This window comes from Paenibacillus sp. FSL R5-0636, assembly GCF_037974255.1.
Taxonomy (GTDB): Bacteria; Bacillota; Bacilli; order Paenibacillales; family Paenibacillaceae; genus Paenibacillus_AQ; species Paenibacillus_AQ odorifer.
Genome location: NZ_CP150232.1, coordinates 1,719,482 through 1,734,214, shown reverse-complemented (window position 1 = coordinate 1,734,214; position 14,733 = coordinate 1,719,482). Strand labels below are relative to the sequence as shown.

The 14,733-nt window shown below is 47.5% G+C and carries 9 protein-coding genes; 1 reads left to right on the top strand and 8 read right to left on the bottom strand.

The features are described from left to right. Positions 1-100 precede the first annotated feature (100 nt). Positions 101-1,390 carry a Gfo/Idh/MocA family oxidoreductase gene (locus MKX34_RS07585; protein ID WP_076297614.1) on the bottom strand — a complete coding sequence of 430 codons (1,290 nt, stop codon included), beginning with the start codon at positions 1,388-1,390 and terminating at the stop codon, positions 101-103. A gap of 147 nt (positions 1,391-1,537) precedes the next feature. On the opposite strand from MKX34_RS07585, the gene MKX34_RS07580 reads away from it, so the two are divergent. Then, entirely contained in the window at positions 1,538-2,365 is an 828-nt protein-coding gene (locus MKX34_RS07580) for a helix-turn-helix domain-containing protein (protein WP_076297615.1), read from the top strand. A gap of 536 nt (positions 2,366-2,901) precedes the next feature. Here the strand turns inward: MKX34_RS07580 and MKX34_RS07575 are convergent. From MKX34_RS07575 to MKX34_RS07545, 7 genes are read right to left on the bottom strand one after another with little or no spacing between them, the layout of a single operon-like run. Beyond that, positions 2,902-5,121, bottom strand: coding sequence for a glycoside hydrolase family 88 protein (locus MKX34_RS07575; RefSeq protein WP_179089352.1), 2,220 nt, complete (start codon positions 5,119-5,121; stop codon positions 2,902-2,904). Positions 5,122-5,136: 15 nt separating this feature from the next. Then, positions 5,137-6,408 (bottom strand): FG-GAP repeat protein, encoded by a 1,272-nt coding sequence (locus MKX34_RS07570; RefSeq protein ID WP_076297827.1) that lies wholly within the window; start codon positions 6,406-6,408, stop codon positions 5,137-5,139. 27 nt (positions 6,409-6,435) lie between these two features. Then, complete coding sequence (locus MKX34_RS07565) at positions 6,436-7,245, bottom strand: polysaccharide deacetylase family protein (RefSeq protein WP_076297826.1); 810 nt, start codon at positions 7,243-7,245, stop codon at positions 6,436-6,438. A gap of 21 nt (positions 7,246-7,266) precedes the next feature. After that, entirely contained in the window at positions 7,267-7,974 is a 708-nt protein-coding gene (locus MKX34_RS07560) for a DUF1961 family protein (RefSeq protein WP_244886440.1), read from the bottom strand. A gap of 27 nt (positions 7,975-8,001) precedes the next feature. Next, entirely contained in the window at positions 8,002-10,629 is a 2,628-nt protein-coding gene (locus MKX34_RS07555; RefSeq protein WP_076297840.1) for a hypothetical protein, read from the bottom strand. 37 nt (positions 10,630-10,666) lie between these two features. Further along, positions 10,667-13,081, bottom strand: coding sequence for a helix-turn-helix domain-containing protein (locus MKX34_RS07550; RefSeq protein ID WP_081384108.1), 2,415 nt, complete (start codon positions 13,079-13,081; stop codon positions 10,667-10,669). 51 nt (positions 13,082-13,132) lie between these two features. Beyond that, on the bottom strand, positions 13,133-14,719 hold the full coding sequence (locus tag MKX34_RS07545; RefSeq protein ID WP_036675669.1) for an extracellular solute-binding protein: 1,587 nt from the start codon (positions 14,717-14,719) through the stop codon (positions 13,133-13,135). Positions 14,720-14,733 lie beyond the last annotated feature (14 nt).

The window sequence follows — 14,733 nt, the reverse complement described above, 5'->3', positions numbered from 1 at the left end:
AAAAGTAGAAGTTGACTTAACGTGCGGACAGCGCGGAGGGCCCTCCTGGATTCTGGAGAAACGCACCCTCCGAACCCATAGCCGCTTGTTCATAAACGGGCTACTTCAATTTTATTAACTGATCTACCTTAACTGGAAGTCCAGTAGCTATTGAACGATTTGCCGCAATCCCGGTCATAATAGACAACGCCCCGTCCACATGGGAAGCCGCACGATTAAAGCGATCCTCTAGCGGACATTCAAAAATATCACGCAGCATCACAGGATCTCCGCCCCCGTGCCCCCCAACTCCTTCTTCAATCTCCACTTCATAAGGTGCTGCGAAATGAGGGAAGACCGTGATCCGCTTGTCTTTTAACGCCCCTTCATCTTCCTTGTTTCCTCCGGCATTTACATAAGACTGTTCGACGACCTTTACTTCCATCCGCCCCTTCGTTCCATTAAATACTACAATGAAGCCCTCCCAAGGCAAATAAGCATTAAGTGAATAATTCATAATCGTCTTATTTTTGTATTTGACCATAACCGCCATCGTATCCTCAATGCTGATATTATCACCGAACACACTTTGATCACGCAGGTAACCATCCTCATGCTCCGTATCCAGATACATCTGCTTTAACTGCTCGTTGTCTTTAAGATGCAGGGCAAACGGATCATTTTCTGCCGCGCTACTTCCATGAGCACGCTGATAAAACTCAGTCACCCCGCGCTTCTCCGCGTTTTCTCTGCCATAAAATCTTAGATCGCCCATCGCATAAATCGTATCCGGGCGCGAACCCAGCCAGAAATTCATCAAATCGAAATGATGTGTGGATTTATGAACCAAGAGACCTCCGCTGTTCCGTTTATCACGGTGCCATCTGCGGAAGTAATCCGCCCCATGCTGCGTATTCAGCAGCCACTCGAAGTTGACGGAAAGCACTTCTCCAATCGCGCCGTCCATAATGAGTTCACGGATTTTGGTGTTGTGTGGTGCATAGCGGTAATTGAAGGTCACACGCAGCTTTTTCCCAGTCCGCTCAATCGCTTCAAGAATTTCCTGACATTTCTCTTCATCCACTGTCATCGGTTTCTCCGAAATAACATCGCAGCCAAGCTCCATCGCCCGGATAATGTAACGATGATGCGTGCGGTCAATACTCGTGACAATTACCGTGTCAGGTTGGGTTTCCTCAATCATACGGTCAAACTCATGAGCTTTATAGGTAGGAACCGCTTGATATTTATATTTTTCCTCCAGCAAACGGTTCGCATAATCCATTCTTGCTCCATTCACATCACAAAAGGCTACAATTTCAGAGGTTTCACGATAATTCGTAGTGATTTCACCATAAAAAAACTCCGCTCGGCCGCCGGTTCCTACGAAAGCATATTTCTTGTTGGACATCAGGATCACTCCATCACTTATTGATTTAAAAGCGTTTTCTTCTTATAGTGTATAGTATAAAATACATCTGAATCTAAGCGATTCTTAGCAGAAACAATAAAAACTTTGCATATATTATCTACATTATCTGAAAGGAGCAGATTTAGCATGGAACAGGAGCCTCAGCCTCCTTTTATGATTGAGCAAATAAAAAGAGCCGGTCCATTCAGCATGGATTCCGACCATTATCACGATACTTACGAAATTTATTATTTACTCGCCGGGGAACGCAGTTATTACATTAACAATCTGATCTACACCTTGCGTAAAGGTGATCTGATTTTTATTAACAAGAACGAGCTCCATCGTACCACCTCTAAAGGCTCTGCAAGCCATGAACGGATCTTAATTAACTTTGAGGAAAGCTTTCTGCAAAAGACATTGGCGCACTTCGAGCTGCATTTTCCATTTATGGCTACACAAAGCTTGCTTTTGCGGCCCGGAGTACATGAACAGGGGGCCATTGAATATCTTCTTTTCAGCATGCTAAAAGAACAAACAGAACCACGGACACAGCAAATCTCCTATCTTCAGACGCTGCTCATCCAATTATTTATTGAAATGAACAGAATACAGGAAATAAGCCGTGAGCCCATTGCCCCTGAGAGCAGTGAGAAGCAGCTAAAAGTCTACGAAATTATCGATTTTTTACAAGTACATTATGCTGAAAAGCTTACATTAGAGCGGCTATCTGAGACTTTTTTCATCAGCAGCACCTATCTCTGCCGTGTGTTCAAGCAAACGACTGGCTTCACTATCGTAGAATATCTAAACTACATTCGGATCAAGGAAGCCCAACGTCTCTTGCAGAGCACCAACGCTAAAGTTACGAACATCGCCGAGGATACCGGCTTTGACAGCATCGCCCACTTCGGGCGTGTGTTTAAGCAAATCGTTAAATGTTCGCCTTTGCAATATCGCAAGCAAAACCGCTGATCCACAGCTAGAAATCACAACCGATTCTCTATGTAGCCGCTCCGTCGCCCGGAAGTATACATGTGAAATGTTGTCGGCATATGGGGGCATCAGGGGCATCAGGAGCATCGGGGGCATCTGAGCAACAACAATACCCCGTCACTAGATTACCTTTTCGCGCGAACAAAGTTCATGAGGCTATCGGACCCAGTGGACCTTATTCGCAGCATAATCGCTATTTTGGGATTTTATCGGACCTCATAGTCGCTATTTGCATAAAAAGCTACCTATATTAATCGTTTTCGAAGCAATAATGTCACTGGAGTCCGAACCCCTGCCGAATAAGCAATAAATCTGCAAATAACGTCATCTGGGTCCGCATAACTTTGTCTCGCAGGAGTAATCGGCGGTTTCGGGGGGGCCGGGGGGTTTCGGGGTTTCGGGGGTTTAGGTAGCACTGTAACGCATAACAAGAGCAGCGATCCCCACTAATGGAGTATCGCTGCTCCGCTGTCATTTTGTGATTAATACGGTCGTCTCATTCCTCATCATGCCATTCATTTTGCTTCGTTATGTGATTTCATTTCCAAATCTCGTACAAGCCTGTGAACCTCAATTCCGGCCAGCAGCACGATGCCAATCCCATGTGTATCGTTTAATTGCCAGGTCAATTCATCTTTATAATACAGTTTGTTAAACGAATAACCCGAACCGCGGCAGACACCGTAAACATTGCCTTGTTTGTCAATACAATGACGGGTTAAGCCGCTCCAGCCGTGGAGTGCAGAGGTTACGTATGACTCCGGTTCCAGCAGCCAACCGCAACGGACGCCTCTAGCAAAAGCATAAATAAACATAGAGGTACAAGAAGCCTCCGCGTAAGACTCAGGATCCGTCAACACTTGATGCCATAAGCCATGCTCATCTTGCAGCTTAAGATAGCCTTTACTAAGCTCACGGAAATAATCAAGTAAATCAGCCCGCAACGGATGTTGCTCAGGCATAACTTCAAGTAGCTCAGTCAGCGAGAAAATCACCCAACCATTACCTCTGCCCCAAGGCACGCCATTGGGTTTATTAAACTTATAATCATATACATGATGCATAATGCCAAGCTCCGGCTGGAACAGCCGCTCCTTGTAATGTAAAAACTGCGCCGCCGCATCATCAAGATAAGCCGCATTTCCGGTCAATTTATAATATTTGCTTAGAAAAGGCGTGCTCATATACAGATCATCACACCACATCGTCTGCTGCATGAAATCAACTGTGCCACTGGTCCGATACAGAGCTCCGTCAGGCAGCCTGCTCTGCACTTTAGTAATGTAATTGGCAATTTCAGCAGCAGCTTCCGGTGCGCCCTCTAGTGGACGAAGCTTATTTGCTTCCAGCATCGTTGCCCCGAAGGATCCGCAGTCGTCCAGCGAATCCATCAGCGCCAGCTGATGATTGATGCCCGGAGCGCCATAACGTTCAAGGTCCCATAAGGCATATTCGTGCAGCCCTGTACATTGCTCAATATGGTGTTGTGCATATTCGGCATAATGGGGGGCCTTAAGCTCTACTCCTGTTCTCAGCAATCCGTACAGGGTTACGCCTAGAGGGTAATTCCAGCGCCCAAACATAACACTCTCCAAATAAGGCCTAACCCAGCTATTCGGTTGGTCCACCCGCCAAAAGGTTACTTCATCCGCTTCCCCAAATAAAGTATCCATAGAGGTCAGTTCTAAGACTTTCGGCGCTGTCCCCGAGGTGAATAGTCCAAGGTACAGCCAAGGATCAGTTAATCCTTCAACTGAATAAGGTTGCACGAGACTACTCTGAACACCACCAGACCGTACGTCCAGTTCAAATCCCCAATTCCCCTCTCCGCAGACGGACTCCACGACGAGATCATGTAGTCCATAACCAAGCTCCAGTTGGATATCCAGCGTGCCGTTCACGTTCTGGTGCTCAGCTACAAGTTTCCCATTCACATAGATAGAGATTTCAGCCATTCCACGATAGCTACCTTGCAGGCGTATGTCATCTTTCTGTAGGCTCTTAACTTCCAGCTTACACCAAGCAAACGCCTTGGCTCCTAGTAATTCCCCAAATATACGTGAACAGTTGCCAGTTGCCTGTTCCTGTGGCGACCATTGCGGCGTCGGAAACCAAGCGCAGCGAGCTGTCATCTGCTCTTCAGTGAAATCAGCTTCCAGCCAAGCTGCCCAAGACGTCTGTTGGGGTCCACTATAAATCCAACCTTCACAACCGCTTAACTGCGCCGTTGGAGTAAGAAAGTGTACCGGTGCACCTTTGACGCTGCCCGTTCCAAAAACCCCTCCGCAACCTGTACCTGTTGCTACATACTCCAGCACAAGATGGTTCCAGCCTTTATCCATGCCCGCCCGAAAAAACGTCCTCCGGTCCGGAAACACATCATCATTTAGATTGGAGCTAAACACCAGCCGTCCATTTATGTAAACCTTAACTGGACTGTAGCAACTAACTGAGAAAGGGGCTTCTACCTCATTGTCGCTCCACAGCTTTCCCCACACATATACGAATTGTCCTGCCTCTAGCTCCGGCAGTCGTTCTTCCAGATTCATATCATAACGGCAGTCGCGGAGCCGTTTGAAACCACTCTGCGAATGTACCCGGTAAACCGGAGGCTGCGGGGGATAGGCACCGATAAAACGGCTGGCCACAGCGGCCAGTACATTTTCGATTTCGCCCCCATTAGATTTGGCAATACAATCAGGATCAGGAAAGTATTCTGGAATATAAGTACTCACTAAACGTATCCTCCTTCACACAGTTATTTCTCCACCCGGATACAGCGTCGAGCTGTACAATCTTTTAGGCTGAGGTAACGATTTCTCAGAGGCACATGTACTAATATCTATCCACTCGCTTGAATATACCGATGCTGACTCATCATTATAAATTACAACCTGTTCCCTGCCACATCCCAGAAGATCGCCATGAACGGCATAACCTTCCTCCTTGAATTCAGCTACAACCCGCATATGTCCATCGTACAAAGCAGGATATACCCCGCCTCCCCGGCGGTACGCGAGAATATAATCCGGAGAACCCACTTGCCAGTTGCTAACGGCTTCAACGATAGTCAGCCAACCATCGGTTGTGCGCTCTTCTTTCCACAGTTCCTTGCCATTACAGTCTAAAAGGAACAACGCATCCTTACCTTTTAGCCCTTTGCCGTCATCTTCGCGGATCATTCGGTCCAGCCCGGCAACCTGAAGACCAGGCAGTTCGGGCCGGAATCGGCCTAACGCCAGATGCTGTGACTCTATAGAACCGTCATAACGCCAAAGCTCTTGCCCGTCCCGGTCATACATCACCGTTACGCTTCCGCCGACAACCAGTTCAGGATAACCATCTCCATTCACATCGCCAACCCAAATACAGTCCGCGTGGTCATCCAGATCGTGGCAGCTCCATAATAAATTACCTTTAGAATCAAGCAGATCATAACCTGCCATCACTTGATCCTGTCCATTTCCATGAAGATCGTGAACCCACGGATAATGTCCTACATTGCCTGTATGCGTCCATAATAAATTGAAATCCTTATCCAAGGCCCACAGTTGATGATAACGGTCCTTCAGAATGATGTCGGAAGCATGTTCTTGCCCTGTTAGATTGGCAATGATAATACAATCATGTGCATGTTCAGCAGGTAAGTCGTATATGGACTTAACCGTTCCTGTTGAACCTTCAAAAATATGAAAACGTCCATCCATTACACATAATACTTCCAGCGACCCATCACCATCTATATCATAAACTTGCGCTGGATAGTCCGAGCCTTGGCTGCCAGCGTCAGGATCGGGTGTGCCCACCTGCCACAGCAGCTTGCCATCCATATCAAAAGCAGTCAGACATTGCACCTGATGGGGAATATAACGAACATCCTGGCGATTATCCGGCTGGACCAGCAGCATTTCTGCACGTCCATCCCCATTCAGATCGCCAATAAGCATTTTACAGCGTGGACCAGCAGCGGAAATATCTACTTTTGCCAGCTGATAGACTGATTGTGTGTCCTTCGTTCTCATTAGAATCCTCCTGTCTTCTCTCTTCGATTAAATCTCAGGGAAACGGACGGTTTGTCCGCCTGCTACTTCTATAATCACACCGTCGATTTCCAGCCAGACAGATACCGCTCCCGGATTATATACAAAATCCCGAGCAGCGGAGAAAATAAGGACTTCACAAGCCTTCATATAATGAACGAGTTCAATATTTGTCGCGTACCAGATTTCCTCTAGTCCTCCCACTGCTTCACAGAAGCTTTCCATCAGCTCCCAGTTATTATCGTTATCAAATTCATAACTATGGCCCCACACATACATCAGATATAAATACTGCCGTTTATGCAGCTTCACGAACTGCTCCGCATGCTCCAGCAAATGATCATTATGATGGCAAGTCCCCCGCCATTCCAGCCAATCCTCCGGCAGCCCAAAGCCGCCGCCAGTGGTCTGCACCACACGGGCATATTCCATGCCTAGATGAGGCAAAAGCTTCTTTATCTCCTTGTTAAAGGAACCGTTAGGATAAGACATTCCCCGTATCGGCACCTGGAGCAGCGTCTCAAAATACTTTCGATCCTCCATAATCTCATGGATGATTTGCTCCTGCGGACAACGGGCCAGCGTCGGATGGTGTTGCGTATGGACAGATACTTCATGTCCCTGGTACAGCTCAGTTATTTCATCTGCCGTAATACGATCACCTTCACCCAGCAGGCCAGAATTGAGATGAAATGTTCCTCTAATCCCATGGCGGTTAAATAGTCCAACCAATCTTTCGTCAGCCCGTCTGCCGTCATCATAGCTCATTGTAAGCGCCTTATGTCTGCCCTCAGGGTAACAATAATAAATAATAGACATCAATCTGAAGCCTCCTTCGCATTACTGTCCAAAAACCGTCAGATTCGAGTATTCAGCAATCAGGGGTGCCATCTGTCGGAACCCAATTTTCCCGCCTGTCAGTAGCGGCCCATAGGTTTCACCATCATCTATCCATGTAAAAATCGGCAGTTCATTGATTGCAAAAGACAGCATAGGGCCACGTTTCACCACTAACATCCGGTAGGGCTCAGTCATGTCGCTGACGTCCGGAAGCGGATCGGCTGCCTGCGCAACCAGATGAAAACCATAGCTTTTGCGCAAATTACAGGTGTGAAATTCACGTTCTTCCACCCAACGCCTGCGAAAATACGAGATATGATACGTGTCTATCTGCCCGTGATGGTATTGATCATATTCACCCGTACGGCGAGCAAGCGTGGAATCAAATAAATCCTTCCCACCCTCTCCTTTGGCCGCTATAAACAAAATCGCCAACCCCGGCTCACACAATGGGCGGAAATTCCACGATACGGCGAGGTCTGCCGGGAACTCCTCTGGACACCAGAGAACGACATTTGCTTGTTGTCCGGCCTCGGCATGGATAGTGCTCTCTAATCTCATTCGTTGCAAAGGGAAGGAAACCGTTCCCTCTCCCTCCATCTGGAATCCAGCGATATCACTAGTTGAAGCGAGGGGATTATGGTAGATTGGTTTCCATGCTTCAGGGATCAAACCACCTATACCCGTGTCCTGCATCGGCCTAGCCATAAATCATTCCTCCCCACAATGAAGCCTTCAATTCGCGAGTTCCGGTATAGCACTACCGATTAATTCCAAGGCAATGATCGTATTTAAAGACCACTGCGAGGCTTCATTTGTATTCATCCAATCGATCTCATTTAACTCAGTCATATAAGTGACCCGATCAGCTTCCTCCTGTAGATTCACACAACCAAATGGATTCTCCAGCAAAATCGTCCAACACCGCTCTGCCGTCGCCGGATCCTTGCGGTAATATGCTCCATATGCAGCAATGGCTACGCTGAGTACAGGATGCTCAAAACGGAGTTTTCCTGAAATCAACCCTCCTGTAAATGCGTCCTTCTCTTCTTGTGGCAAATTATAAAATACGCCGAACTCAGCCAGCATATCTTCCCAGTCCGGGTCCTCCAGCATTGCCGCCAGCTCGAACCACACCTGTGGACCTCCCATGCTAATCGCTAGATGACGCCCCCAGTTATCGTCGCCCATTCCCGACAATAGGCCAGTTGCCGGATCATACCCATATGTGGGACCAGATAATAGCCGTAAATTTGCCCTTTTGATGCAATCCATGCCTGTTATAATCTTGTCACGATAAGCGGTATCCTCGAACCGCTCCCAGCGGGTCATCCAATTAGAGCTAAAGGCTGCCCAGTCCGGACCCACCCTAACATGAGTCGGGAATTCATCCTTCGGAAAATACGCCCGCATCGGGTCCAGAGTAACTGTTGAATAATCAGCATCCTTTACACTGTCCATAATATCGCCGACCCGCTCGTCTCCGGTCAGATAATAATAGTAGCGATGCAGACCCGCCATGGCGATACGAGCCTCTTTGCAGCCGCAGCCCCAGTGGATGACATTATGCCGCGAGCCTAGTCCGGCGTATTCGCCAAAATGATATACATCTACCTCACTCGTATGCCTGGTCATAGCTTCGGCCATTCGGAACACATCCGCTCTCCCGGACCGGAGAAACGTTACCCACAACCACATATTTGGCACCAGCTCAGAATTCTGCCAGGCACAGCCACCGAGATCATAGTTCCATACATGTCTGACCAGATCGTAGCTGTGCATGAAATCTCCGTAGTCCCAAAAACCGTACCATTTGCGCTGCTCGATCTCCTCCTTGTAAAAGGAGATGATCCCGTCCAGCCGCTCTTCCAGATACACCTTGGCTGGCGTGCTCCGATCAGGCAAACTCCAGAAACCAAAAGCACCCGCTTCATGATAATAAGTTGGTTCGCAAACCAGCAATGAAGGTTCTTCAGCTTCTGCCTGCATCCGCTGCAACAATTCAGGCCCGGGAGTCTGCGCCGTACACCAGAATGTTAGCTCGCTAGTATTAGCGATACCAAATGGAGTGGCCCGTAATTCTTCTGCACCTTCATACGAGGATTCCACATGTGTTTTTGTATCATAATGCCGCAAGTCCATAGCTGCCGCATCAGGTGACCAGAACCAGACAGTAAGAGCTGCTGCATCTGTGGCAGTGGAACCAATCTCCATTCCTGCCGGATGCTTACGCCAGAAATTCTTCATCCCGACGGCTAGCCCTCCACCCTCTGCTCCAACATAACCAAGCCCACCTGCCCGGCGGCCTTCTGCTGCCTTGATCCAAGCGCACCCATCCTCTGTCCGCTTCCAGATCCCATAATGCTCGGAAGAATCTTGGACCAGCCGAAAGCTGCCCCAAGTCGCGGAGTCATCCAATAAACTAAGGAAATAGGCATCCTCTTCTGGATCAAATTTCACAGCACATCCTGCTACCTGATCGACGAATAAATCACGGTACTTACCTTTGGTTCGCCGTGTATGCAACGTCTTAGGAGACTCGCTAAACAAGCCGCTATCTCCGGCAAAACGAACATGGCGGTTGTAAAGCGGTCCATGCAGCGGCACTGTGAATTCTATTCCTAATCCTTTAATAAAATCCTGCTGTGGATTACCGTCATAATGAAACGTATGAACTAATCGAATAGACTCCAGCCCAGCATAAAAATATAAACGTAACGTATAGGGAAGCCACTCACGAGCATTGTGTGAAGCTTGGTGAAGTCCCTCTAGCTTCACCACTGCGCGAACAGGTCCGTCCTGTTCAAGGATGGCACTTAACGTTCGTCCTGTGAATCGCTCCTCACGTATGCTCAGGGTGCCAGCACCCTCATCTCTCTGTTCACGTATACATACAAGCTCTCCATTACTGCATACTTCGGTTCCTTCCGTGTCCGCCGGATTTCTGCGCACAATACTGCGGATAAGACCCTTCCCCTGCTTGTTAACCGTGCAAATAATAACACCTGTATCTATAATGAAAGCTTCCTCTGTTTCCTGCACAGTTAGTCGCTCAGTCATTTCCGTAGCTGGAGCCGCTTGATTTATTGTCATTGTCGCTAAGGAATCCTGCTGAATATCCGAATTTTTGTTTACTGCCGAGTGCGTGGACCATTTGATGCTCCCGTCAGGCCAAAAAGCTGCCGGCCAGCTTTGCAGCGGCACAAGCTTTTCGTTCTTCGGCATACTTAAGCAGAGATTCTTTAACGATTCCCTGTCGAGCGCTCCTTTTTTCCAAGGAACCCCCCAGGTAACACCCACATCAATAGCGGGCTTTTTTAGCCAATGCAGGCTAATCGGCAGAGCCGTAGGCACAACAACCATCTCCTTTATACGTTCTTCGCCGCACGTCCACTTACTTTTAAAGAGCTTCATTATTATGGCTTAGCTCTCTATAGCGGCTTGGGGTTATTCCCTCTTGTTTCTTAAAAATCCGGTTAAAATAGCTATGCTGATAACCCACCTGTTCAGCTACATCGTTAATTCGCAGCGAGGTATCACGCAGCAGCTCCTTGGCTTTATCAAGCCGTAATTCGGTCAGATAATCGATGAAATTTTTCCCGGTGACCCGTTTGAATGATTTACTCAGTAAAAATGGGCTGATCCCTGTATAATCCGCACATCCATCCAGCGAAATATTATCCATATAATGCTCATTGATATACATCATGGCATGCTCAATCGTCCGTTTGATTCCGGCATCCGAACGCTCACTCAGCTCCGTCAGATACGGTGCGACTACTTTTTCCTGAAACCAGGCAAGGATAAGCTTCGGCTCATGAATTTGCGACAGTGCCGCGTACAGATTAGCCCCTTTGAACAGTTGGTTTGGATGAATGCCTGAGACCATAATGGCGTGCTGAATACTGCCTAACAAATGAAGCATGCCCTGCTGCACATCAATCACTTTTGCCCCATTGGCACACAGTGCCTCCAGAAATTCCTCCAACAGCCGGTAAGCCTCTTCCGCTTCTCCTGTGCGCAGGGCCTGAATCATTCCGCGCTCCAAAGTGAACGAATATTGCGGTTCAGGCGTACTTTGCCCCTCACGATCCAGTAGCTCCATATTAATAATCTGGTTCTCACCACCAAACTGGCGATAACTAGCGGCTTGCTTCGCAGCCTCGAACGCTAGCGGAATACCGGATATCCTTCCAACCGGTGCACTAAACGCCACTGTTACCCTCATTTTTAACATGCGATTAATCGTTCCTGTCAGTTCTTCGCTAAAGGCTTGCACCGCTTCCAGCGATGGATTCGCAACGGGTTCGATAAGAAGTAATCCTGCCGTGAGATCATGGAAATTGATAATATCAGCCTGCTTAAAGTGCTCGGCAGACAATTCTCCGATAATATTGACGGCGGCGAATGATACAAGACTTTCATCACCGTTGCGGAACTTCCCCTCCTGGCTGGAGATGCCTGTAAGCTGAATATAAAGAATAATATAATGACAATCCTCTACTTCCCACTTAAAACGCCGCATCCGGCTTTGCAGATCCTGCTCAGAATAAGAATATAAATACCCCTGAAACAGCTGATGCAGGAAGCTTTCCTTCACATGTGGAAGCTGCTCGGAAAGAGTGTACTTCAGGGCATGGCTCTCCCCGTGCAAGTTCTGCCAATGCCGTTCAATCAGAATGAACTCATCCTCCCTACTCGCAGCCGCCGCTTGGTCAGGCAACAAAGTCTGTAGCAAACGTCCTATCGGTGAATAGATTTTACGGGAAGCAAACCAAGACAGAATCGCCGCCAGCAGCAAAGCACTAAAGCTAACTAAAAATATCAGTCTTGAAATGAAGACGACAGGTGAAGTTATGCTGGTTATCGGTGAAGCGGACACATAGAGCCAATCTGCGGAGAGTCGGGAAAACTCACCATAAGTCACTGCATATGTAGCCTTACCCCAGTCGAAGAGAAAAGAGGACTCAAGACTTGACTCTTGGTTCGCGCCCCGTTTCACAATCTCATTATGCAATGCGGTAAGTAAGGGAGAATCCTCGGCACTGTCTCCACCAGATACGTACAAATCCCCCGTCGTCTGCAGCAAAAATGTCTCGCCGCTATTATAAGGTGTCATAGTTCGTAGCATCGCAGCTACTTTCTCCGTATCCATGCGGAGCAAAAGAGCCCCGAAGGGCTTCAAGCTTCCGCCCGGAATATGATGGACAAGCGTTAATTCTTTGACATTTGGTTTATTGGGATCGAATGCCCACTGCGTCCAATAGGTGCTTTGTTCAGTATCAATCAATTTGTCATATTGACCCGATACCGCGCTGGAGTCAATCGTGCCATATTCGGGATTAAATAGTAATGGATGATCTCCTGATAGATAGAGTTCAACGTTACTCGTCATCGTGTTCGAGCCCTGCATCACTACGAGTGTCTTCGTAATATCCCAAGCCCGCTCATGATCCTGAATAAAATCAAGGCCATTCAAGCTGTAATCAAACTTGGGATCAAAGGCCCAATGTGCCAGCATCAGCTCCAGATTGGACAGTTGATCATCAATATTAGCCGCCCGCTGTTCAATCTGCCTGTTATGCATCTGCAGCAGCTCGCTCTCCAGGCGTCCCCCTGCCATCCAGTAGACAAGCGCACCAATAATAAACCCCGGAATGGATGACACCACCAGCATAATGATCAGATTTTTACGATAATATCGGCCCTTACAGCCTGACCAGCCTTTTGTATAACGCTTCCATTTCGCCACATTTCTCATCACTATGCTCTCACCAGCCGAATCAGATAAATTTGAAGTGCAATCGAACCACATTCGTTTTGCTCCTCAGATCCTTTCCAGCCGGATAAAAGCACTAGGAAGGATCTAGCGGTCAGCCTTAGCGTATAACTCGTTCATTTCCTTAACTAAATCATCTCCACCTGTTTTTCTCCATACATCAAATGCTGATTTCAATTCAGCTTCATCAATTTGTCCTACAATATATTTTATGCGTGCATCATTAATTACATTGTCGAGTTGAGCACCCTTTTGGGAATATACTGTGGAAATAAAGGCCTCTGCCGGATTAACCACGATCGAAGCTTCATTTGCTTTCTGAACTTCGATTTGTTTAAGCCGCAGCGGTGTCTGAGCTACAGTCTTGGATTTGTCCTCAGGTATAAAGGCCAGAATTTGGTTTAACCCTTCCACTTCTGACTCCAGAAGGACAGTGTCTTTGGAGCGTTCAATAAAACCATCCACCATAGTGTAGTGAGTACCTTCCAAACCAAAACCTAACATCGTTTGTAATTCCGGATTATTGATTTGATCTAGAAAAGCCAGTACCCGTTTCAATTCTTCTTCGCTCTTCACAGATGATTTTGGAATAGCCAGCATGCCCGAGAAACCAGAGGTCGGCAATGTGTGTAGCTTGCCATCCGTACCTGTTACGCCCCCGCTTACATCTACATAATGTTTATCCGGTTCGTCTTTGCCTTCTTTTTCTAGCGCAGCGTGAATTTTATCATCCACCCGGGCGCCTGTATCGACCACATCGACGATTACTCCTGCCTTATTGTTCACGATCGGATCTGTCCATTTGGCACTGTCCATCACAGCGAAGTCAGAGTTGATCAATTTCTCATCATACAGCTTCTTCATGAACTTAAGCGCTTCCAAATATTCTGGATATTCATGCTCAGGCACCAGCTTGCCATCTTGTACGCCCCATTTATTCGGTGTTCCAAACCATAACTTAATGGTATCAAAACCGCTGGCCCACTGGCCGCTCCATTTGACCAGCACCATGCCATAAGTATCCTCTTTACCATTGCCGTCTGGATCTTTTTCCTTGAACGCTTTCAGCATATTGTAGAAATCATCTACCGTCTGCGGTGTTTGCAGCCCCACCTTCTCCAGCCAATCCTTGCGGAAAACCATACCGTTACGGCCGAGTACACGCCCCCGATAGATTCCGTAATTCTTCCCATCAATAGCCGAGTTTTTCAGAATAACCGGGTTCGCTTGGCTCAAATTCGGATAATCCTTAAGATAAGGCCCTACTTCCCAGAATGCGCCCGATTTGGCAGCGTTCACAAAACTAGAAGCCTTAACATCCCCCACGTAGATAATAGTCGGCAGCTTCCCAGAAGCTAGCGTAATATTAAATTTATCTGCATAAGATGCGTTCGGGACCCACTCAAAGTGGATTTTTGTGTGGGTCTGCTTCTCCAGTTCAGCAGCAACCGGACTGCCATCCTTCGGATAATTTGTTTTGAATATCGGCAGCATGAGGGTCAGATCCAGCGGGGACTCGCTTTTCTCTTCTCCAGTATTACTACTCCCCTCACTTTTGCTGTTAGAACCTGCAGATTCATTACCTGAGCAACCTGCAACAACAGTGGTAACCATCATAGCCACAAGTAAAAGTAACAACCAGCGCTTCTTTTTTACCGAACGATTAGCTTCCATTATTATACCTCCAA